19 protein-coding genes and 1 riboswitch are annotated in these 21,601 nt (G+C 39.6%); of the genes, 13 read left to right on the forward strand and 6 right to left on the reverse strand.

Annotated features, from left to right (window positions below; translation table 11 throughout):
• Positions 1 to 95 precede the first annotated feature (95 nt).
• From HDE68_RS03745 to HDE68_RS03765, 5 genes are all read left to right on the forward strand, one after another.
• Complete coding sequence (locus HDE68_RS03745) at positions 96 to 977, forward strand: polyphosphate kinase 2 family protein (protein ID WP_183879050.1); 882 nt, start codon at positions 96 to 98, stop codon at positions 975 to 977.
• 61 nt (positions 978 to 1,038) lie between these two features.
• A riboswitch (cobalamin riboswitch) is annotated at positions 1,039 to 1,229 on the forward strand.
• A gap of 94 nt (positions 1,230 to 1,323) precedes the next feature.
• Positions 1,324 to 3,363: a TonB-dependent receptor plug domain-containing protein gene (locus HDE68_RS03750; RefSeq protein WP_183879052.1), complete on the forward strand. Its 2,040-nt coding sequence runs from the start codon at positions 1,324 to 1,326 to the stop codon at positions 3,361 to 3,363.
• Between the two features lie 23 nt (positions 3,364 to 3,386).
• The gene (locus HDE68_RS03755; RefSeq protein ID WP_183879054.1) at positions 3,387 to 4,523 is read left to right on the forward strand and encodes a YncE family protein; all 1,137 of its coding nucleotides are present in this window, start codon (positions 3,387 to 3,389) and stop codon (positions 4,521 to 4,523) included.
• A gap of 20 nt (positions 4,524 to 4,543) precedes the next feature.
• Positions 4,544 to 5,464: a PKD domain-containing protein gene (locus tag HDE68_RS03760; protein ID WP_183879056.1), complete on the forward strand. Its 921-nt coding sequence runs from the start codon at positions 4,544 to 4,546 to the stop codon at positions 5,462 to 5,464.
• A gap of 8 nt (positions 5,465 to 5,472) precedes the next feature.
• Positions 5,473 to 6,807, forward strand: coding sequence for a DUF5074 domain-containing protein (locus HDE68_RS03765; protein WP_183879058.1), 1,335 nt, complete (start codon positions 5,473 to 5,475; stop codon positions 6,805 to 6,807).
• A gap of 61 nt (positions 6,808 to 6,868) precedes the next feature.
• Here the strand turns inward: HDE68_RS03765 and HDE68_RS03770 are convergent, their stop codons facing one another.
• Genes HDE68_RS03770 through HDE68_RS03790 form a run of 5 tightly spaced genes read right to left on the reverse strand, consistent with a single transcriptional unit; the run spans position 6,869 to position 11,952 of the window.
• Positions 6,869 to 8,614 carry an STN and carboxypeptidase regulatory-like domain-containing protein gene (locus HDE68_RS03770; RefSeq protein ID WP_183879060.1) on the reverse strand — a complete coding sequence of 582 codons (1,746 nt, stop codon included), beginning with the start codon at positions 8,612 to 8,614 and terminating at the stop codon, positions 6,869 to 6,871.
• A complete protein-coding gene (locus tag HDE68_RS03775; protein ID WP_183879062.1) occupies positions 8,614 to 9,582 on the reverse strand; it encodes a FecR family protein in 969 nt (322 codons plus the stop codon). Before HDE68_RS03775 ends, HDE68_RS03770 begins: the two co-directional genes overlap by 1 nt.
• A gap of 1 nt (position 9,583) precedes the next feature.
• The gene (locus HDE68_RS03780) at positions 9,584 to 10,186 is read right to left on the reverse strand and encodes an RNA polymerase sigma-70 factor (protein WP_221300655.1); all 603 of its coding nucleotides are present in this window, start codon (positions 10,184 to 10,186) and stop codon (positions 9,584 to 9,586) included.
• A 28-nt stretch (positions 10,187 to 10,214) separates the two neighbouring features.
• Positions 10,215 to 10,775 (reverse strand): DUF4833 domain-containing protein, encoded by a 561-nt coding sequence (locus HDE68_RS03785; RefSeq protein ID WP_183879064.1) that lies wholly within the window; start codon positions 10,773 to 10,775, stop codon positions 10,215 to 10,217.
• A gap of 43 nt (positions 10,776 to 10,818) precedes the next feature.
• Entirely contained in the window at positions 10,819 to 11,952 is a 1,134-nt protein-coding gene (locus tag HDE68_RS03790; RefSeq protein ID WP_183879066.1) for a hypothetical protein, read from the reverse strand.
• Between the two features lie 850 nt (positions 11,953 to 12,802).
• Between HDE68_RS03790 and HDE68_RS03795 the strand changes: the two genes are divergently transcribed.
• The 5 genes from HDE68_RS03795 to HDE68_RS03815 all read left to right on the forward strand — a co-directional run bounded on the left by HDE68_RS03795 (position 12,803) and on the right by HDE68_RS03815 (position 16,590).
• Positions 12,803 to 12,979: a hypothetical protein gene (locus tag HDE68_RS03795; RefSeq protein WP_183879068.1), complete on the forward strand. Its 177-nt coding sequence runs from the start codon at positions 12,803 to 12,805 to the stop codon at positions 12,977 to 12,979.
• Between the two features lie 64 nt (positions 12,980 to 13,043).
• Positions 13,044 to 13,373 (forward strand): hypothetical protein, encoded by a 330-nt coding sequence (locus HDE68_RS03800; protein ID WP_183879070.1) that lies wholly within the window; start codon positions 13,044 to 13,046, stop codon positions 13,371 to 13,373.
• Positions 13,374 to 13,541: 168 nt separating this feature from the next.
• Positions 13,542 to 15,776, forward strand: coding sequence for a heavy metal translocating P-type ATPase (locus HDE68_RS03805; protein WP_221300656.1), 2,235 nt, complete (start codon positions 13,542 to 13,544; stop codon positions 15,774 to 15,776).
• Positions 15,777 to 15,809: 33 nt separating this feature from the next.
• Positions 15,810 to 16,022: a heavy-metal-associated domain-containing protein gene (locus tag HDE68_RS03810; protein WP_183879072.1), complete on the forward strand. Its 213-nt coding sequence runs from the start codon at positions 15,810 to 15,812 to the stop codon at positions 16,020 to 16,022.
• 22 nt (positions 16,023 to 16,044) lie between these two features.
• The gene (locus tag HDE68_RS03815) at positions 16,045 to 16,590 is read left to right on the forward strand and encodes a helix-turn-helix domain-containing protein (protein ID WP_260171602.1); all 546 of its coding nucleotides are present in this window, start codon (positions 16,045 to 16,047) and stop codon (positions 16,588 to 16,590) included.
• Positions 16,591 to 16,680: 90 nt separating this feature from the next.
• On the opposite strand, the gene HDE68_RS03820 is transcribed toward HDE68_RS03815, so the two are convergent.
• Entirely contained in the window at positions 16,681 to 17,970 is a 1,290-nt protein-coding gene (locus tag HDE68_RS03820) for an acetyl-CoA hydrolase/transferase family protein (RefSeq protein ID WP_183879076.1), read from the reverse strand.
• Positions 17,971 to 18,148: 178 nt separating this feature from the next.
• On the opposite strand from HDE68_RS03820, the gene HDE68_RS03825 reads away from it, so the two are divergent.
• Genes HDE68_RS03825 through HDE68_RS03835 form a run of 3 tightly spaced genes read left to right on the forward strand, consistent with a single transcriptional unit; the run spans position 18,149 to position 21,600 of the window.
• On the forward strand, positions 18,149 to 19,318 hold the full coding sequence (locus HDE68_RS03825; RefSeq protein WP_183879078.1) for an aminotransferase class V-fold PLP-dependent enzyme: 1,170 nt from the start codon (positions 18,149 to 18,151) through the stop codon (positions 19,316 to 19,318).
• Between the two features lie 14 nt (positions 19,319 to 19,332).
• Positions 19,333 to 20,715 carry a mercuric reductase gene (locus HDE68_RS03830; RefSeq protein ID WP_183879080.1) on the forward strand — a complete coding sequence of 461 codons (1,383 nt, stop codon included), beginning with the start codon at positions 19,333 to 19,335 and terminating at the stop codon, positions 20,713 to 20,715.
• Positions 20,716 to 21,600, forward strand: coding sequence for an ABC transporter ATP-binding protein (locus HDE68_RS03835; protein WP_183879089.1), 885 nt, complete (start codon positions 20,716 to 20,718; stop codon positions 21,598 to 21,600).
• The last annotated feature ends 1 nt before the right edge of the window (position 21,601 follow it).

The following is a 21,601-nucleotide window of genomic DNA, read 5'->3' on the forward strand; positions in this document are numbered from 1 at the left end:
TGTGAATAAATAATTGATACACGTTTTAATTATTAATTGGCATTAATTGTGCTTCATACCTTTATCAGCTAAACATTATTTTTTATAAAATATCCATGAGTAAAGAAACCGACCGCTTTTTAGCGCCAGCAGGACAAAAGATAAAATTGAAGGATTATACTACCCATTATAAAAGTGATACAAGTAAAAAAGTTGGGAAGGCAACGCTTGCTGCAATTAAAGAAAAGCTAAGTGACTATCAGGAAACCTTATATGCTGAAAACTCACATTCAGTACTGATCATTTTCCAGGCAATGGATGCAGCAGGAAAAGATAGCGCAATTTCGCATGTGATGTCTGGTTTAAATCCGCAGGGCTGCCAGGTTTTTAGTTTTAAAACACCGAATGCGAATGAGTACGCACATGATTTTTTATGGAGACATTATATCGCCCTGCCTCAAAGAGGACGAATAGGTATTCATAACAGGTCACATTATGAAAATGTACTGGTTTGTAAAGTTCATCCGGAATATGTTCTTAATGAAAGGATTCCTGCTTATGATGAGGTGAAGAAAATAGATAAAAACTTCTGGAAAGCACGTTATGAAAGTATTCGTAATTTTGAGCAGCAGCTAACTGAAAACGGAACTATCATCCTTAAATTCTTTCTGTATGTTTCTGAAGAGGAGCAAAAGGTACGTTTCCTGGATAGAATCAATGATCCTTCAAAAAACTGGAAGTTCTCCTCCAGCGATATTGCCGAAAGACAGTTATGGAAAGATTATATGACTGCCTATGAGGAGGCAATTACAGAAACCTCAACAGAAAATGCACCGTGGTATATTATTCCTGCCGATAAAAAATGGTTTGCCCGTTTAACGATCAGTCAGATTCTGGAAGAAACGTTTAAGAAAATGAAGCTTAAATATCCTGTATTACCAGATGAGGAAATGGCTAAACTTGAGGAGTATAAGAAAAAATTAATGGGAGAAGATTAAGCAGGATATTGAATTAGAAGATAAATTTCAATATCCATTGGATCTATATCGCTTATTTTAATAACTTTGCGTAGCTTTTGGTTTCTGATTTTGCTAATCAGGATTAAAAGGGAATATGGTGTGAATCCATAACTGTCCCGCAGCTGTAAGCTCCTTAATGGAATTCTTATCCGGCCACTCATATAAATTTATGGGGAAGGCATGAATATCCAGGAGTAAGTCAGAAGACCTGCCTATAGCCATATAATTTCATAGCTTTCGTGGATTGAAGCTAGGAGTGAGCACTTATTATTAACGTAATCATTTCCTTGATCTGCTGTTTGCTGTGGGTAACACTCACAACAAAATGACTAAAAGAAAATTTGCCTTTAATGGCATCTGTAATTCTTTTTTCGGTTTTTCTGCTATAATATGGCTAGGGGTATTCGTGCCTTATAATTCTTCGGCACAAACCGACTCTGTTAAAAAAGCAGACGAACTTAAAGAAGTTTCTATTCGTGCGATTAAACTGGGCAAACGTCAGCTTTCCGCTTCTCCTTTACAAATTTTATCCGGCAAAGATCTCGAGAGATTAAACAGCTTATCAGTTGCGGATGCCATCCGGTTTTTCTCTGGAGTGCAATTGAAGGATTATGGAGGAATAGGAGGTTTAAAGACGATTAATGTCAGAAGCATGGGTACTAACCATACTGCTGTATTTTATGATGGTGTACAGTTAGGAAATGCGCAAAACGGACAAGTTGATCTGGGAAAATTCTCCTTAGACAATATTGAAGAAATAGAACTTTATAATGGGCAAAAGAGTACCATTTTCCAGTCTGCAAGAGGTTTCGCCTCTGGAAGTTCTCTATACCTGAATACCAAACAGCCTGTATTTGAAAATGGACAGACTGATCACTTTAAAGCTTCTGTTAAAGGAGGTTCATTTGGATTGATTAATCCAAGTGTGTTGTGGCAGCATAAAATCAGTGATGCAGTTTCAGCCTCTTTTAATACAGAATATAAAAATGCTAATGGCCGTTATAAGTTCAGGTATACCAATGGTGTTTATGATACTACCCTGGTAAGAAAGAACGCAGATATAGAAACCATGCGTATTGAGGCAGGATTGAATGGTAAATTACAGGATAGCAGTGTCTGGAAAGCTAAGATTTATTACTATAAAGACCACCAGGGATTGCCCGGTGCAATTGTGAGTAATAGATATGACTTTACACAACGCTTATGGAATGAGAACTTTTTTGTACAATCCAGTTATAAAAAAGAAGCTGGACGATATAATCTGATGGCATCAGCAAAATACGGAAGTGATTATATGCGGTATCTGAATCCTGATTTTGTCAAAGACGATGGATTCCTGGATAACAAATTCAAGCAGCGGGAACTTTATTTATCACTGACCAATAGGTATAAGATCAATTCATTCTGGGATGTAGTTTTATCTGGTGATTATCAGTATAACACTTTGGATGCAAATCTTGACTATTTTGCTTATCCTACAAGAAATACCTTTTTGACGGCATTAGCTACTCAAATTCATTTTGAAAGAGTTGATGTACAGGCGAATTTACTTAGCACTTATGTGAATGATAAAGTAAAGCAGTTTCTTTCTCCAGGTAACAAAAATGAACTTACCCCTACAGTAATGGTTTCTTTGCAGCCATTTGACAACCTGAAGGAATTCAGGGTGCGCAGTTTTTACAAGAGCATTTTTCGTATGCCTACTTTTAACGATTTGTACTATACATTTATTGGAAGTACATCGCTTAGGCCAGAATATACTAAGCAATATGATTTAGGGTTAACCTACATCAGGGCTTTTAAAGGGCAGAAATTGCAGCAAATATCAATTCAGACTGACGCTTATTACAATAAGGTAAAAGACAAAATTGTTGCTGTGCCAAGTGCTAATCTGGCTGGCTGGAGCATGCAAAACTTAGGCAGAGTAGAAATTAAAGGTTTAGATGTGAACATACAAACAGCCTGGAATATTGTAACAGATCTTTCATTGACTACCGGATTAACTTATACTTATCAGCAGGCACTGAACGTAACCGATAAGAAACTGAACTATAGAAATCAGATTGTATATACACCAGTAAACAGTGGCTCGTTTATTTTGGGCGCTGACTGGAAAAATCTGGCCATGAATTATAGTTATATCTATGTTGGTCAGCGGTTTAATCAGGGTGCTAATAATGTATATAATTATGTGCCCGCCTGGTATACACATGATATTGCCTTTCATTATACCAAAGTATTGAAGCATGATAATATTCGTTTTTCCGCAGAGGTCAACAACTTGCTCAATCAGTATTATGATGTAATAGCTAATTTCCCAATGCCTGGCCGTTCTTACCGTTTCACCTTAGCCTATTCTTATTAAAATATAACCTTAAATAATCAAATATGAAAAAAGATCTCCTTTATCGTTTATTACTGGTTGTTATGGTATCTGCATCCCTGTTTTCCTGCAGGAAGGATCCTCAACCAGCGCCTGAACAAGTAGAAATATTAGAACCAACACCGTCGGGCCCTGTAAAAGGCCTTTACCTGTTGAACGAGGGCAACATGAATATGAATAAAGCTTCTCTGGATTATCTGGATTTAGCAACTGGTGTCTATCGCCGGAATATTTATAATCAGGCCAATCCTGAAATCGTTAAAGGCCTGGGTGATGTAGGTAATGATATTGGTGTTTATGGCTCTAAAGTATATGTAGTCGTAAATCTCTCGAATAAAATAGAGGTTTTGAATGCTAAAACAGGTAAAAAGCTCGGTCAGATTCCGCTTGCGAATAGCAGGTATATCACTTTTTATAAGGGGAAAGCCTATGCAAGTGCTTACCTGGGTACGCTGGGTGACCCTACAGCTGGTAATGGTGTTGTTATTGAAATAGATACGGCAACACTTACTGAAAAAAGAAGAGTTCAGGTTGGCCGGCAGCCAGAAGAACTAGCGGTTGTCAGAGGAAAATTATTTGTTGCTAACTCTGGTGGATACAGCCCTAAAAACTATGAAAGAACTGTTTCAGTGATTGATCTGAATAGCTTTCAGGTAACTAATAATATAGGTGTAGCTGTTAATCTTCATCGCCTGAAAGCTGATCAGTATGGTGACATATATGTGAGTTCAAGAGGGGATTACATCAATATACCTTCTAAACTTTTCGTCATCGATTCTCAGACTGAAAAGGTGAAAAAGACATTTGATCTGGGAATTAGTGAAATTGTAATAGATGGCGATCTCGCTTATTATTACAGTACTGAATATAGTAAAATAACGGAAAAAAATACGATTACTTATGGAATGATTGATGTGAAAACAGAGACTCCATTGAGCAAAAGTTTCATTACTGATGGTACAAATGAACAAATAACGGTTCCTTATGGAATTGCGGTTAATCCAATTACTAAAGATGTATTTGTAACAGATGCGAAGGATTATGTTTCCCCTGGTACTTTATATTGCTTTAGCCCTTCGGGTATAAAGAAATTTGAAGTAACCACAGGTGATATCCCTGCCCATTTTGCCTTCGTTTATTAATCAACCTAAACCATTATATAATGAAACATCTGCAAACTAATTTAAAGCCCCTTGCAATTGCACTTATTACAGCTATTGCATTCACAGGGTGTAAAAAAGACGCAAATAATGACATTAAGACCGGTGCTCCGGTAAGAGAGGTAACTGCAGGAAGCAGTAAATTTATTTCTAAAGTATTTGAATATCTGCCAGCTCCGGGACAATTTATCAATGAAAGTCTGGGGAGTCTTGCTGGCGCACAGCGGATTATAGGTGACGTTAGTCAAACAGGAATGGTCTCTTTAGGCGGTTATGGTGGCTATATCGTTTTTGGATTTGATCATTCTATTACCAACAGACAAGGTTACGATCTGGCAATTTATGGCAATCCATTAGGCCCTGTTTTACAATGGTCAGAGCCGGGAATTGTTATGGTAAGTCAGGATACTAATGGTAACGGTTTGCCGGATGATCAATGGTATGAGCTTGCAGGAAGTGAATATAATGCTGCGGGTACGATTAAAAACTACCAGATAACCTATACTAATCCTAAAGCAACAGCAAATGTAAACTGGATTGATAATCAGGGAAGATCGGGGCAGGTAGAAATTAATCAGTTTCACAAGCATAACTATTATCCGCTTTTTGCGCCAAATCAGGAGACTCTTACATTCAGCGGGACATTGTTGAAGTCTACCTGGGGTACCGAGGGTGATATTTCTGTGAACCGTGCATTTAGTTATGGCTATACAGACAGCTGGTCAACCGGTGATAATTATGCTGATAATATGTATAACTCCTTTGATATTTCATGGGCATTAAACAGTGCCGGTCAGCCTGCTAATCTTGCGACAATTGACTTTGTGAAGGTTTATACCGGTCAGAATGAAAAAGGCAATACGATGTTAGGTGAAATTTCTACCGAAGTCAGAGGTGCCGCAGATTTAAATATTAACAACTAATCAATACAATGAATTTTAAAAAATCAATGCCGTATGTGTTTGCCGGTTTAGCTATGCTAGCGATCGCATCTTGTAAAAAGGATAATGAAAAAGAGCTTTTAGTTAAGCCGGATGTAGCTGAACAATTGGCTAATGGAGGGAAAGACTCGATCACAATGAATGAGACATTAATCCTGCATCCTAAATTAAAAAACACTAAAAATGCGATTTACAGCTGGACAGTAAACGGTGCACGTACAGGATCTGATTCTGTTTTTACTTTTAATGCGGCTACTAAAGGTGATTTTAAAATCAATTTTAAGGCAGCTACAAACGGTGGTGAAGTGAGTTTAGACTATCAGATTCACGTATGGGATAAATATGAGAATGGTTTTTATATTGTTAACGAAGGCTGGTTTGGTCATGGAACCGGAACAGTAAGTTTTTACCGTTACAATACCGGAAAAATGGAAGACAGTATTTTTGTGAAAGAAAATCCATTGAAAGATCTGGAACCTAAATCATCTACGCTTCAATCTGGTGTGATCTTTAATAAAAAGTTCTACCTGGTTTCAAAAGTAAATGGCCCAATGGTCGTTACGGACGAATATACGATGAAAGAAATTGCCCGTATCCCAAGTCAGGGAGGTAATGACTGGCGCTCTTTTGTAGGTATTAATGAAAGTAAAGGTCTGATCAGTGGTGGTAGTGGCGTATATCCACTGAACTTAAATACTTTGGCTATCGGACAAAAAATTACTAATGTTACCGGACAGGTTGGTGATATGATCAAACAGGGTGACTATATTTTTGTACTCTCAGCAACTGACGGGGTTGTGATTTTAAATGCTGCTGATAATACAGTGGTGAAGAAAATTGCTGGTGCTACCATTGGTTTTACCAAAACGATTGACGGTAATGTATGGGCAGCAGGAGGAACTAAATTATTTAAAATCAATGCGACACTGGATGTAGAAACGATTACAGTACCTTTTAACCTTTTTGGTTCATGGGGCGCATGGCATCCGGGATCTATCACGGCTTCGACAAGAGAAAATGCGGTGTTTTTTGCTAAGAATGGATCTTTTAGCGGAGGCTCAGAAATTTATAAATATATTCCCGGAAATGATGCTTCCCTGCAGGCTGCATTCCTGAAATTACCTGCCGGTAAGATTTTTTATGGAGCTGGTTTAAGCTACAATGCAAAATTGGATCAGTTATTGGTAAGTACTGTACAGTCTGGTTTCGGAGAGAACTTTAAAGTGAACAACTTATATTTCTATGATCCGGTAACGGCTGCAGTTAAAAAGACAGTTTCTTATGACGGTTATTATTTCCCTTCGGTTATAGTAGCCCATAATTAATTATAAAAACCTAGTGTGTGTGTTGTTAACCCCCTTTGCCGTAATGGCACAAGGGGGTTTTTTAAAATAAGATGATTCCGGCACTCCAGCCCAGCCAGCCTTTAGTGTTTTTACTGAATGCATGTGCGTAACCAGGTTCTACCTGCTGTTTATAACCTTTTATACCAGAACCTTCCGGCTGATTTGTATGGTAGACTGAATAGGACGGGCCTGTGGAAATAGCCACCCCATTGCATATTTTGAACTGCAGATTTGTCTGTAATTTATTTAGTCCGGATGCCTTACTCCAGTTGCCTGTTGAGACCAGCTGTGCAGTATATTCAAAAGTTAGGGATAGTTTACTGCCAAGCTGAGCTTCATGTCCCAAACCAAAGCCAATAGCTTCAATTTTGTCATGATCTGAGAAATTTTGTCCGGCTGTAAGAATTGTATAGAGCTTTTGAGTACCTGTTTTAATGCTTAAATTGGAATTAATGAGCTCATTACTGGACAAACTGAGTTTATGATACCCATTTTTTTTGATCAGATTAAGCAGGCCGATACTATAACCTGAGGAGCTATCTGCTACATTCACCAACCCTAATTGTAAACCCTTCACTGTTTTGGCATGATTAAATAGTCCGGCAATCTGAATTCCTGTCATAGTGCCTCCTGCCATATTAGCCAGAGCGGCTATTTGTAATCCTTTAAAATTTTTACGGACGCGATTGTATAAGCCGGCAGCCTGAAAACCACTCATTTCTCCTTTCACTATATTGATAGCTCCGGCCATTTGCAGACCATCGGCATTGCCGCGAACATGATTGGACAAGCCGCCGATCTGCATGGCGTCAATATTTCCAATGACAGAATTTACAGCTCCTGCCATTTGGATGCCTTGTACAGAACCGCCCACAATATTAAACAGTCCTGCTATCTGTAGAAAACGCACATCAGTTTTGTCCATATTGAACAGGCCGCCCATTTCTATACCATTCAGTCCTGCGGAATATCCACCTAACAGATTATAAGAAGCTTTATTGACGATTTGTGAACTCATCATCCCATGTGAACTCAGGCCTGGTGTAAGAGAAGCCTGGAACGGATTATTGGCCAGAAAACCGGATATGTTTAAACTCTGAAATCTCTGTTTGGAGGAGACAAAAAATCTTCCGATCCCCAGATTTTCTACCAGGTTACTTGCTCTGGTTTTGCGTCCTGAGGTAGAGTCTTCATATCCTTCGGGTTTGATGTTGATATTGGAGAGGAAAATTAATGTGGTATCGCGGTAAGCTTCTTTACTGGCTGTGAGTATCACTTCGTTATAATCACCTTTGAAGCGGAGTTTAAAATAGCCGTCGTTATTGGTTAAGGTCGATTGAAGCAGCCTTTTTTCGTAAACACTGGCTTGTTTGATTTTCAGCCCTGTTTTAGTATCGATCACATAACCACTGATCAGGTATAAATGGTCGGCGGTAGTAATGTTTTCGGGATCTATGGTGAGGTGTAAGTTAGCCAGACGGAGAATTACATGCTCTGCATTTTCTTTATAATCTACTTTTCCTCTGAATAACTGATCAAGAACATCTCTTATAGGGGTATTTCGGAGAGAAAGGGTAACCAGACTATCAGTATTGAATAAATTTCCAGGGTAAGAAAAGTAAAAACTGCCGGAAGTACTGATTTGACTGAGTACTTCTGCAATTTTTTGGTTTTTCACCTTTATAGTAACTCTTTTGGATAAGTTTTCTGACAGATTGTTTTGCTGGGCATGTAGTTTGCAGACAGTAAAAAATAAAAGGCAGCATACAAGTAGTATCTTGTTCATTATAATTTGTTTACCAAAAGGATTTTCCCTTCACTGTGTACCTGTTTAATATCCAGGGTCTGACAGATAGTTTGTAAAATATGATTTAGTGAATCCTCTGTAAAAGTAGTTGTGAGTGTTAGATTTTTGATGCGTGGATCTTCAATGACAATATTTACCTGATAGGCTTCATTCAGGGTTGTTATAAATTTTGAAAGCTGTGTGTTATTCAGGATAAAAGCTTTGCTACGGTAATAGTTGTATAGCTGATCGGTATTGGTTTCTTTTTTTAGTGTAGTTGACCCATTTTTTATCAGTACCTTTTCTCCCCGGCGTAATTCTACGAAAGTGCTGCCAACACTGACTTTTACGATACCAGTTTCAACAATAACCTCTGTTTCTTCATTGACATGTTTAACATTGAAAGAAGTACCTACAACCCTTATGGTTACCTTGTCTGCGTCAATAATGAAAGGTTTCTCTTTGTTTGGAGTAACTTTAAAGAAGACTTCTCCTTTTTGTAAACGGATTGCCCTATGGTCCGTAAAGTTATTGGCAAAACTCATTAATGAATTTTTATTTAATGTCAAAACAGATCCGTCAGGAAGTGTTTTGACAACAACTTCTTTTCCTGCGCCAACAGCTATATAATCTGTAGCTATAAAATGACGGTAAGTACTCCATATCCCTGCAGCAACCAGGAATATAGCGGCAATTTTAAGCCAGCCGTATTTATAACGCAGCGGAACAACTTTAACTTCCTTTTCAGTGGGTTGGGAAACTCTGGCTTTAAATTTTTTCCATGCCTGTTCTTCGTCTATTGTACTCAGAGGTTCCAGTTTTTTACTTGTTTCCCAAATCTGCTTGAAATGGTTGTAGTAAGTCTGATTGGCTGAATCTTCAGCCAGCCATCTTTGTATTTCGGAATTTTCTTCTGTACTTGTTTCGCTTAATAAATACTTTATTAAAAGTTCATCTCTATCGCCCATCTTATTTCAAAAAATCCTTGTAAAACATTATTCCCAGTAAAATAAGAGCTAAAAAATCGACCAGCTTTAAGCGTAATATTCTTAAGGCTTTGCCCATCTGGCCTTCTACTGTTTTAATAGAAAGTCCCAGCTGTTCTGCAATTTCTCTATATTTTAATTCTTCAAACCTGCTCATATGAAATATAAGCCGGCATTGTTCAGGTAAATCTTCCATTGCCCCATGTAACCGGGATTCTAATTCGTTTAATTCTATTCTGTGCGAAGCAGGTTCGCTTGCCTGAGAAGTATGAATGGTATAGTTCTGATAACGCGCTTTGACTTTTTCATGTTTCAGGAAATTCATGGTGTCATGATAGACGCATTTATACAGGTAGGCTTTAACTGAAGTTTCAATATTCAGCAATGCCCTGTTCTCCCAGAATTTCATAAATCTGTTCTGCACAATCTCTTCTGCTATCTCTTGATCACGGATCATCGTGTTTACATAGATATGCAAGGCTTTATAGTGCGCTTTAAACAAGTGTTCGAAAGCGGTATCGTCGTATTGAATAGCTGCAGTTTGTATCACAGTTCCGGTTAATTCCACGTGGTATGTCTTCTCCAAATATATTAATTCTGCTTCTTAGGTTGTCTCAAATATTAATTCTTCGTAAAATCTCTTTTCCGTTGGCGGTGTCCACCGCAACCAGATCGATGTACCTCACTTTAGGATACCAGAAAGAACATCTGTCTAATTTGATAAAGGCCCTTTTCAATAAATAGGGCAGGCCTTCATCTTTAATATAGATTTTATACTTGTTATCGGTTTGAGAACGCCTGAGGTATAAGGGCAATTTAGTATAGGCCATCAGGTGGATTTCATATTCGTCATTCCCTAAATCCTGACTTTGAACCCCATAAACGTGTTTTCTTTCTATACTTGTTAGCTCTTCCCGTTTTCCATCTTCTGCGTATCTGATCCAGGATACTTTAACGGGGGCCTGTGTGCAGAGTGTTCCATCTTCGTTAAGGTTAAGTTCATAGACTACAGTATTGGCATCAGGACTTTTCTGAATAAAGAATAAGAGGTTCTCTATGCGCACAGCCGGGGGGTCTTTGGTTGTGAAGGGCTGTGCGCTTAAAGGGTTTCCTATAGTCAAAAGCACCAGGAATACAATTTGAAGAGTTTGATGTGCTTTTTTGAACGGGATCATAAGCTAAAATATTGATGTTGGTAAATTCGGGTATGGTCGTTGGTTAGAATATATACTGTACACCGGCGGTATAGCCTGCATAAATTCCCTGAAGCCTGTTGTTGTCCTTATTATCCCATTTGGAGATAAATTTCTCTGTCAGTTTTCTTCCTTCGGCTGTATTTGTATTTACATAATTGAAAGTCGGGCCGCCAAAGACTTCAAGATGCTGGTTGACTCTAAAAGCAGGAAGGATTTTGAAGGAGGATTTGAAATATTCTCCATTTTTAAAGTTTTTTGACAGGGAAGCGGCTGTTAATTCAAGATTTAAACGAAAGGCTTGTGAGGTGTAAACATGTGCACCAAACCCAGCTTCAAAAGCATATACTTCTTTGTCGTTTTTAAAATTATAACCTGCCCCGATAATTCCATAAAGGATTCTTCCTCCCGATCTGAAGGTTAACATAGTAGTCAGGTTGTCGTCAACGGTTATGGCTATACTTTTTTCTCCGTTTTTAATTAGGTTGATCAGACCAATAGGGTAGTCTGAGCTATCGGCTATGTTCATGAAAGCGGCTATCTGTACGCCTTTGACCTTTTTAGCAATGTTCATGAAACCGGCGATTTGTGAGGTGGTGTTTCTTGATTTGTTGAAGAAGCCAGCCACTTGTACGTTTTTAACGCTGTCCGCAATGTTCGCAAAACCCGCAATTTGTGAAGAGATGTTTTTTGATTTGTTCAGAAAGCCAGCCACTTGAAAACCTGTTGAGTTTTGTGCTAGGTTCATAAAACCTGCTGCCTGAGCTCCTTTCATATCATTCGATTTGTTGAGTAAGCCGGCAACGGAGAGGCCGCGACTCTCTCCGGTGAGATTCATTAAGCCAGCTATTCTTAGGCCTTCTGCATTTTGACTTATATGGTTTGAAAGTCCTGCGATTTGTACACCTTTTGAAGTATGATGGATGATATTGGTTAGACCTGCAAGGGTAAAACCGTCTTCTGCAGCTGATACGCCTGCAAGAAGGTTAAAAGAAAAGGTGTTGCTGTCAAGAGGGGCATGCCTGCCATTACTGCTTAAAGGATATATTAACCCGATATGAGTTCTTGATGGCTTGTTTTGTGCGTATAGGGTTGTGGTTGTTAACAGGGTTATTATGGCTGTTTTCAGGAGGTTTGTTGTGTAGAGTTTGCTGTTCATTTTGTTGTTGTTTAGCTAAGGGACAACAAGAGGGAGGTTTACCCTTACGTGGATTTGAAATTTATTTAGGAGTGGAAGGGGATTTTTAAAAAGTCATACCTGTTTTACGGACCGCGTTCATCTGAAGGGATGAACAATGCCCGAAAACAGATATGAACTTTTTAAAAATCTCTAACCTGTATGAGGATTTCAAATAGGTAAGGGGAAAGCTTGAGGAAGAGTTGGGCAAGGAGGTGAAGATGTTATGGTTGTTGGCGAAGCCTGATGGTTTGGTTGATGACGAAGCCTGATGGTTTGGTTGTTGGCGAAACTTGATGGTTTGGTTGTTGGCGAAACTTGATGGTTTGGTTGATGGCGAAACTTTGTGGTTTGGTTGATGACGAAGCTTGATGGTTTGGTTGTTGGCGAAGCTTGATGGTTTGGTTGTTGGCGAAGCTTGATGGTTTGGTTGTTGGCGAAGCTTGATGGTTTGGTTGATGACGAAGCTTGATGGTTTGGTTGTTGGCGAAGCCTGATGGTTTGGTTGTTGGCGAAACTTGATGGTTTGGTTGATGACGAAGCCTGATGGTTTGGTTGTTGGCGAAACTTGATGGTTTGGTTGATGGCGAAACTTGATGGTTTGGTTGATGGCGAAACTTTGTGGTTTGGTTGATGACGAAGCTTGATGGTTTGGTTGTTGGCGAAGCTTGATGGTTTGGTTGTTGGCGAAGCTTGATGGTTTGGTTGATGACGAAGCTTGATGGTTTGGTTGTTGGCGAAACTTTGTGGCGAAGTTTAAGGACCTTATTTAGGGGTAATATTTTTTGATGAGTAGATCGGATATGGACGTCACAATTTGTGACCTCAAACGATGGTGGCGGAGGAACGCGTTATATGCCCTTCTGTTTTGCTGCTGGTTGAACAGGTGGAAAGGAAATTATTGAAACAAGATGAGAAAATAGAGGTGCTGTTTACTTACCTGAGTAAATTCCTTGAAAAGGAAGGTAAGCCAGGGGAGGAAATTGGTTTTAAAAGGAAAGGGAAATAATAATTAGTATTATTTTTCAACAGATGTTGTTTTACTAAGAATATTAGTATAATATTGCCGGTATATGGAAAAGGAATTTAACAGACAACTTAACGACCATCTGAATCAATGGGTACAGAATAGTCAATCATCAGGCTGGTCGGCTATTGAAGGGAACTTTTTTAATGTTGATGAAGATAGTTCTGTGAAGGTGAATTTGAATAAACTCAGTGAGGATTATAAGACTAAGAAGATTGTCAGCCAGCCAGCAAATTATTGCAATGCTTTTTTACAAACGATAGAACCCTATCTGGTGGATTTTTTAGTGCAGTTTGGTGTGAAGTCATATAAGTTCAGATTTGTGTTTGTGCTTTTTGGCACGATTGCAAAGGACTATTTTGTGAGTACAAAATAGATAATGCCCATATTTTTTTAAGCGAAAGGGTGGGGGATAAGCTACACGCAGCTTATCCATGTCACAGCGGGTAGTTTGATGAGGCATGCATTATTCTATAAAATTATAACAAAATGATGTAAGTGTTTGGAACGGGCAGGGCCTATCTTTGTTTTATAATTAAACAAGATGTCAGATTTAACAAAGCTCCAGACTATTTCTCTCCCGGTATTAGGTATGACCTGTGCAGGCTGTGCCTCTAGTGTACAGTCTATGATTGAAGCTCAGCAAGGGGTACAGAGCGCCGAGGTTAACTATGCCACTCAACAAGTGAAAGTAAGTTATGAGCCTGGGAAAATTACTCCTGAACAGATTCAGGCTGCGGTGCAATCGGTAGGATATGATCTTATTCTGGATGAATTGAACGGTAAAGAGAAACAGGAAGAGGTACAGCAACAAAATTATAGCGCCTTAAAAACCCGGACTATTCTTGCAGGGATACTTACTTTACCAGTAGTGATCATAGGGATGTTGCTGATGGATATTCCTTATGCAAATTATTATATGCTTGCCCTAACCACCCCGGTTTTATTTGTCTTTGGCAAGAATTTCTTTATCAATGCTTATAAACAGGCACAGCATGGCAGGGCAAATATGGATAGCCTTGTTGCACTCAGTACAGGTATTTCTTACCTGTTTAGTGTCTTTAATACTTTTTTTCCTGAGTTTTGGCACAGTAAAGGCATTCATCCCCACGTGTATTATGAGGCAGCAGCTGTAGTGATTGTTTTTATTATGCTGGGTAAACTATTGGAGGAGAATGCAAAATCAAATACTTCTTCGGCAATTAAGAAATTAATTGGACTCCAGCCAAAAACAGTGATGCTGATTACCGAAACCGGAGAACAGGAAATAGCCGTATCGGCTGTAAAAGCTGGTGACAGGCTACTTGTTAAACCGGGAGACAAAATTCCAGTTGACGGTATGCTTGATGAAGGCCGCTCTTATGTGGATGAGAGTATGATCAGCGGTGAGCCTGTAGCAGTTTTGAAAGAATCAGGAGATAAAGTTTTTGCTGGTACAATCAATCAGAAGGGCAGTTTCAAGTTCATTGCTGAGAAGGTTGGCTCTGAAACTTTACTGGCACAGATTATTAAACTGGTGCAGGACGCACAGGGATCTAAAGCTCCGGTTCAAAAACTGGTAGATAAGATAGCCGGTATATTTGTTCCAATCGTGCTCTTTATTGCGGTTTGTACTTTAGGAGTCTGGCTTTTATTTGGCGGAGATTATAAACTCAGCCAGGGATTGATGGCCATGGTGACGGTACTTGTGATCGCTTGTCCATGTGCTTTGGGGCTTGCTACGCCTACGGCAATCATGGTCGGAATTGGTAAAGGTGCTGAACATGGAATGCTGATTAAGGATGCCGAAGCTTTAGAATCCGGATATAAAGTAAATACCGTGATTCTGGATAAAACAGGGACAATTACCGAAGGTAAGCCGCTGGTGACCGGTATAGAATGGGTTAATCGTGAGCATGCCAGTGATGAACAACTGCTTGGTGTATTTCTGGCAATGGAGCAACAGTCTGAACATCCGCTTGCCGAGGCTGTAGTGAGTTATATCAAGACTATGGATATCAGGACGGCTGCAATTACTGATTTTAAAAGTCTAACCGGGAAAGGGGTAGAAGCTGTTTTTAATGGAGAAACTTATTTTGCAGGAAGTCATAAAATACTGACTCAGGCACATGGAGAACTTCCCGAAAATATAAAAGCGGTGGTTCATGAATTTCAGCAGAGCGCTAAAACAGTGATTTATTTTACCAGCAGTAAACAGGTACTTGCTGTTGTTGCAATTGCTGATCAGATTAAGCCGGGCTCAAAACAAGCCGTAGAGGAGTTGCAGGCTCAAGGGATAACAGTTTATATGGTTACGGGAGATAATGTCTTTACAGCGGCTGCAATTGCGAAACAGGCGGGGATTCTGAACTATAAGGCAGACGTGCTTCCTGCGGAGAAAGCAGAGTTCGTGAAAAGTCTGCAGCAAGAGGGTAAAATTGTAGCTATGATAGGGGACGGGATCAATGATAGCCAGGCACTTGCACAGGCAGATCTTTCCATTGCAATGGGCAAAGGATCTGATATTGCTATTGATGTAGCCAAGCTTACCCTGATTTCTTCAGACCTGAGACAGGTTTCTAAAGCATTGAAACTTTCTCAGGCAACAGTGAGAACGATACGACAGAATTTATTCTGGGCCTTTATATACAACCTGATTGGTATACCTTTAGCCGCCGGCATATTATATCCTTTGAATGGCTTTTTGCTCAATCCAATGATTGCAGGAGCAGCAATGGCATTAAGCTCAGTCTCGGTAGTAGGGAACAGCCTCAGGTTAAAACTGATTAAATTAAACTAATTTTATTAAACAAGATCTCTTAAAATAGATATTATGGAAACGCTGAAATTTAAAACGAATATTAAATGTGGTGGATGTATTGCTACGGTAACTCCTCACTTAAACGCAATGACTGGCCTGGAAGAATGGAAAGTAGATACTGATGTAGCTGATAAAGTTCTGACCGTAACGGGTGATGCTGAAAACCTGAAAGACGAAATTCTGGAGACTGTAAAAAAGGCCGGCTTCCAGGCCGAATTAATCTGATATGCAGCTGCACGTTAAAAATATGGTCTGCGACAGATGCATCCTTATTGTGAGGCAGCAACTGGAGAATCTTGGGCTTACTGTGGGGGAGATTTCTTTAGGTAAGGTAACGGTTTCGCCCGACCCTGATCCGGCAAAACTTCAGGACATTTCTTCGGCATTTCAGGTGCTGGGTTTTGAGCTGATCGATAAAGATAAAGACCAGCTGGTGGAGCAGGTGAAAACCCAGGTTATTGAACTGGTCCATTATTCAAATTTGTTTGAACTTAAGCAAAGTCTGATGAGTGTGATCGCTGATAAATTAAACAAAGAATATGTTTATCTCAGCAGGTTGTTTTCGGATGTGGAGGGGATCACTATTGAGAAATATATCATCCAGCAGAAGGTGACAAAAGTAAAAGAATTGCTGGAATACGGAGAGCTGAATCTGAATGAAATTGCTTACCGGATGGGGTATAGCAGCAGTGCACATTTGTCTACACAATTCAAAGCTGTGACCGGTGTTACACCAAGTAAATATAAGGCGCAGCCTGTTGGTGACCGTAAACCTCTGGATCGTATCAGTTGATCCAGAGGTTTATTTTTGTTATTACCTTTTAGATTAGCTGGTGTTTATAATTATTCTGAATATTAGATTATTATGTATTTTTTGGAAATTTTATTCGAAATTAGTTTCGAACCTTTCGAAGCATTTCCTTTCCAGATTTTCACGGTGATCGGGATGTGCGAGTTCAATTAATGCCTTCGCACGCTGCTTCAGGCTCTTTCCAAAAAGATTGATTTTTCCATACTCTGTAACCACCCAATGTACATGTCCACGGGTGGTTACTACACCTGCCCCTTCTTTTAAAAACGGTACAATTCTGGAGATTCCTTTAGAGGTAATTGAAGGTAAAGCTATGATCGGTTTTCCACCCGCTGAAAGTGAAGCTCCATGAATAAAATCCATCTGTCCCCCGATGCCTGAATACTGAAAAGTCCCCATAGAATCTGCACAAATCTGTCCTGTTAAGTCGAGTTCTATGGCCGAGTTTATGGCGGTAACTTTTGGGTTCTGACGGATCACACTGGTGTCATTTGCATAAGAAATATCCATGACTCTGATGCTTGGATTATCATTCACAAAATCATAAAGTTTACGTGTTCCAATCATAAATGAAGTGATAGATTTACCCCGGTTAATCTTGTTCATACTGTTGTTGATGACCCCATTTTGAATCAGTGGAATTACACCGTCTGATAACATTTCGGTATGGATCCCCAGGTTTTTATGGTTGCCAAGATTCTTCAAAACCTGATCGGGGATACCCCCTATTCCCAATTGCAGCGTCGCACCGTCTTCTACTAAAGAGGCAATATGCTGACCGATTGTGACCATTGCATCACTCACTTTAGCCGAATAATCAACCTCAGGCAATGCGGATTCATGCCATACAAAGACGTTGATTTTACTGCTGTGAATATAGCCATCACCATGTGTACGTGGCATATTAGGGTTTACCTGGGCAATGACATGTTTTGCGGTATCTACGGCTGCCCTGGCGATATCTACTGAAGTTCCTAAAGAGCAATAGCCATGAACGTCTGGTGGGGATACCTGGATGACCGCTACATCAATAGGTAAAAAACCTTCCCGGAATAGTTTGGGGATCTGACTTAAAAAAACTGGCACATAATCGCCATTTGCACTATTGACAACTGCACGGGTATTGGCAGAAGTAAATAAAGAATTGAAAAAGAAACTTTCACGCCATTCAGGGTTGTTGAAATCGACATCTCCAAGGGTAGAAATACTAACCAGTTCTACTTTTTTAAGCTCAGCATGCCTTTGCTGCAGGGCTTTAATCAATAATACAGGGGTTGCTGCGCTGCCATGAAGGAATACGCGCTGGCCCGATTGAATATGTTTTACGGCATCTTCTGCACTGCTATATTTGGGTTGGCTCATAATTGTTATTTAAACTGCAATTAAGACAATTCAACTTGAAATATGTGTGATCCGGATCAAAAATTGTGATGATATAGAACAGATTTAAGGCTTTTTGATTACCTTTTACGCATGGTTCCGGGGTTAAAAAACAGAGCCGGTATTATTGTTGAACAGATAGAATAAATTCTTTAAAAAAATGGATATAAACACAATCAGAAAAGAGACAAGAGGTTGTACAGATAAAATTTTTCTTAATAGTGCGGGCTCCTCGCTGGTGACCGATACAGTATTTGATATCATGATGAACAGCCTGACCGAAGAGGCCCGGATCGGAGGATATGCGCTGGCATCTCTAAACCAGGAAGGGATAGATGATTTTTATGCTGAAACAGCTAAACTGCTGAACTGTAGGCTGGAGAATATAGCTTTTCAAACCAGTGCCACAGATGCTTATGCAAAAGCTATTTCATCTATTGAGTTTAAAACAGGAGATGTTATCCTGACTACAGACGATGATTATGTTTCTAATCAGATCTCCTTTCTTTCTTTAAAGAAACGGTTCGGAATTAAAATTATCAGAGCGGTTACCCGGTCTGATGGGGATCTGGATCTGGTTGCTTTTGAAGAACTGGTTAAAGAACATCAGCCTAAATTAGTAGCCCTCACACATATTCCAACAAGTTCCGGATTGGTACAGGCAGCAGAAGAAGTAGGTGCAATTTGCAGGAAATATAATACCTGGTATTTGGTAGATGCCTGTCAGTCTGTAGGACAACTGGTTGTGGATGTCCAGAAAATAGGATGTGATTTTCTTGCGGCAACGGGTAGGAAATTCTTGCGCGGACCTCGTGGTACCGGCTTTTTATATGTATCTGATCGTGCACTGGAGGCAGGACTTGCCCCATTAATTATTGATATGATCGGTGCAGAATGGACTTCGGCCGATGATTATAAACTGGAACCTACTGCAAAGCGGTTTGAGTTCTGGGAGTCTTCAATTGCAGGCCGTTTAGCACTTAAAGAGGCGGTTAAATATGCTAATCATGTTGGAATGGCAAATATTCAGGAATATAACGCTGGTTTGATGGCTCAGTTCAGGAATCAGCTGAAACAGGTTAAAGGACTCAATTTACAGGATAGAGGAACGCAGTTGAGTAATATTCTGACCTTTACCATGGATCAGCATACGACTGAAGAAATTGCACAGCAACTTCGTGAACATCATGTTTATTTTTCAATTACTTCTTTGTGCTCTGCAAGGATTGATTTTCCTAAGAAAAACATAGAGAGCGCGGTGCGTCTTTCTCCCCATTATTTCAATACTCCTGAAGAATTAGAAAAAGTTGTCACCATTTTGGATTTTTAATTGTTGTTCTCCTAATGAAGGAATTTGACGCAATTGTAATCGGTGCAGGCCAGGCTGGCGTGCCCCTTGCCAAGAAATTGGCTGACGCAGGCTGGAGAACTGCATTAATAGAGAAAAGATTGGTTGGCGGTACTTGCATCAATGATGGTTGTACGCCAACCAAAGCAATGGTAGCTTCCGCAAGAATGGCTTATCTGGCTGCTAACAGTAAGGTTTTGGGAATTGATATTCCGGCCTATGAAGTCAACTTTAAAGTTGTTATGGCTCGTAAATCTGCTATTGTTACACAGTTTCGTGAAGGTTCTTTAGCCGGTATTGAAAAGACAAAGAACCTGACCCTGATTTACGGAGAAGCTAAATTTCAGGATGATCATACGGTATATGTAAATGCAAATGACGGCACATTTGAAAATTATACAGCCAAACATATTTTTATCAATACAGGTGCCAGTCCCCGGATCCCTGATATAGAAGGTATAAAAGCAATCAAATATCTGACTTCTACGACAATCCTCGGGCTTAAAGAAGTTCCTGAACATCTGCTGATCGTAGGAGGAGGATATATCGGTCTTGAATTTGGACAGATGTTCAGGCGTTTTGGCTCTGGAATTACAATTCTGGAACAATCCTCTCAATTAATGCCTAAAGAGGATAATGACGTTTGTGAAGTGATGAGTAGGATTTTTAAAGAAGACGGAATCGATGTGTTAACTGATGCGAAGGTCCTGAAATTTGAGACGCTCGCTAATGATAAAATCAAAGTTACTATAGATTTAAAAGGCAAAAGCACTACTGTTACTTGCAGTCATGTGTTAATTGCATCAGGCAGAAACCCGCAAACAGCTGCTTTAGGATTGGAAAATACCGCTGTAGAATGTGATTCCCATGGATTTATTGAAGTTAATGAATTTCTGGAAACCAAAGCTTCTCATGTTTATGCATTAGGAGATGTAAAAGGTGGCCCTGCTTTTACACATATCTCGTATAATGACTATATTGTAGTCACTAAAAATATTCTCGAAGGCAGTAAAATGAGTATTAAAGATCGTATGATACCTTATTGCATGTTTACCGATCCTCAATTGGGCAGGATAGGTATGACTGAAACTCAGGCCAAAGAAAAAGGGATAGATTACCTGGTAGCTAAAATTCCAATGAAGAATGTGGCCCGTGCAATTGAAACTGCAGAAACCAGAGGTTTTATGAAGGCTGTAGTGGATAAAAAAAGTAAACAGATTCTGGGAGCAACAATTATTGGCGAACAGGGGGGCGAAATTATGTCTGTACTGCAAATGGCAATGATGGGCAAAATCACCTATGAAGAGATCAGATTTGCGATTTTTGCACATCCTTTATATGCTGAATCACTCAATAATTTATTTATGTCAATCGCTTAAATGATAAAAGCAGAAAACCTGATCAGGAAATTTGGCTCTTTAGTAGCAGTAAATGATATTAGTTTTGAAGTAAAAGAGGGCGAAAACCTGATTTTATTAGGTACCAGCGGATGTGGTAAAACGACTACCCTAAGGATGATTAACAGATTAATAGAACCTGATTCGGGAACTGTTTTTATAGATGGTGTCGATGTGCGGACCCGTCAGCCCGAAGAATTAAGACGTGGAATAGGATATGTATTGCAAAATCATGGCCTTTTTCCGCATTATACAGTAGCTGAGAATATCGCTATTGTACCCAGATTATTAAAATGGCAGCCTACGGATATCCGTAAAAGGGCAGATGAGCTTTTTCATAAACTTAATCTCGATCCGGTACTGGCGGATAAATATCCTGCAGCACTTAGCGGCGGGCAACAGCAACGGGTTGGTCTGGCGAGATCGCTGATGGTTAACCCACCTGTTTTGTTGATGGATGAGCCTTTTGGGGCACTTGATAATTTGACAAGAATCAGCATCCGTAAGGAATTCAAAGCGCTGGATGAACTGGTTAAAAAGACAGTAATCATGGTTACACACGATGTGCAGGAGGCTTTTGAAATGGGGGACCGGATTTGTTTGATGGATCAGGGGCAAATTAAACAGATTGGCACACCAGAAGAATTACTTTTTTATCCTGCAAATGATTTTGTCGCTGACTTTTTTAAAGAGCAGCGGTTACAACTGGAATTGAAATCTGTATTGGTTTGCGAACTATTGCCTGAATATTCAGACCGGACGGTTAGTGTCTGGGAAAGAATGGAGCAATTGCTTCAGCGGGATGTCCCTGAGGGTTCTGCTATAGAAGACCTGATGAGTGCTTTTTCAGCTTATAAAAAACAATAAT

Source organism: Pedobacter cryoconitis (assembly GCF_014200605.1).
In the GTDB taxonomy this organism is placed as follows: domain Bacteria; phylum Bacteroidota; class Bacteroidia; order Sphingobacteriales; family Sphingobacteriaceae; genus Pedobacter; species Pedobacter cryoconitis_B.

Excerpts from the sequence above, each read along its gene's own strand:
- HDE68_RS03765 (WP_183879058.1), top strand. The coding sequence starts at position 5,473 with ATGAATTTTAAAAAATCAATGCCGTATGTGTTTGCCGGTTTAGCTATG.
- HDE68_RS03750 (WP_183879052.1), top strand. The coding sequence starts at position 1,324 with ATGACTAAAAGAAAATTTGCCTTTAATGGCATCTGTAATTCTTTTTTC.
- HDE68_RS03775 (WP_183879062.1), bottom strand. The coding sequence starts at position 9,582 with ATGGGCGATAGAGATGAACTTTTAATAAAGTATTTATTAAGCGAAACA.
- HDE68_RS03820 (WP_183879076.1), bottom strand. The coding sequence starts at position 17,970 with ATGAGCCAACCCAAATATAGCAGTGCAGAAGATGCCGTAAAACATATT.
- HDE68_RS03760 (WP_183879056.1), top strand. The coding sequence starts at position 4,544 with ATGAAACATCTGCAAACTAATTTAAAGCCCCTTGCAATTGCACTTATT.
- HDE68_RS03795 (WP_183879068.1), top strand. The coding sequence starts at position 12,803 with ATGGTGGCGGAGGAACGCGTTATATGCCCTTCTGTTTTGCTGCTGGTT.
- HDE68_RS03825 (WP_183879078.1), top strand. The coding sequence starts at position 18,149 with ATGGATATAAACACAATCAGAAAAGAGACAAGAGGTTGTACAGATAAA.
- HDE68_RS03745 (WP_183879050.1), top strand. The coding sequence starts at position 96 with ATGAGTAAAGAAACCGACCGCTTTTTAGCGCCAGCAGGACAAAAGATA.
- HDE68_RS03805 (WP_221300656.1), top strand. The coding sequence starts at position 13,542 with ATGTCAGATTTAACAAAGCTCCAGACTATTTCTCTCCCGGTATTAGGT.
- HDE68_RS03835 (WP_183879089.1), top strand. The coding sequence starts at position 20,716 with ATGATAAAAGCAGAAAACCTGATCAGGAAATTTGGCTCTTTAGTAGCA.
- HDE68_RS03790 (WP_183879066.1), bottom strand. The coding sequence starts at position 11,952 with ATGAACAGCAAACTCTACACAACAAACCTCCTGAAAACAGCCATAATA.
- HDE68_RS03770 (WP_183879060.1), bottom strand. The coding sequence starts at position 8,614 with ATGAACAAGATACTACTTGTATGCTGCCTTTTATTTTTTACTGTCTGC.
- HDE68_RS03815 (WP_260171602.1), top strand. The coding sequence starts at position 16,045 with ATGGTCTGCGACAGATGCATCCTTATTGTGAGGCAGCAACTGGAGAAT.
- HDE68_RS03785 (WP_183879064.1), bottom strand. The coding sequence starts at position 10,775 with ATGATCCCGTTCAAAAAAGCACATCAAACTCTTCAAATTGTATTCCTG.
- HDE68_RS03810 (WP_183879072.1), top strand. The coding sequence starts at position 15,810 with ATGGAAACGCTGAAATTTAAAACGAATATTAAATGTGGTGGATGTATT.
- HDE68_RS03755 (WP_183879054.1), top strand. The coding sequence starts at position 3,387 with ATGAAAAAAGATCTCCTTTATCGTTTATTACTGGTTGTTATGGTATCT.
- HDE68_RS03830 (WP_183879080.1), top strand. The coding sequence starts at position 19,333 with ATGAAGGAATTTGACGCAATTGTAATCGGTGCAGGCCAGGCTGGCGTG.
- HDE68_RS03800 (WP_183879070.1), top strand. The coding sequence starts at position 13,044 with ATGGAAAAGGAATTTAACAGACAACTTAACGACCATCTGAATCAATGG.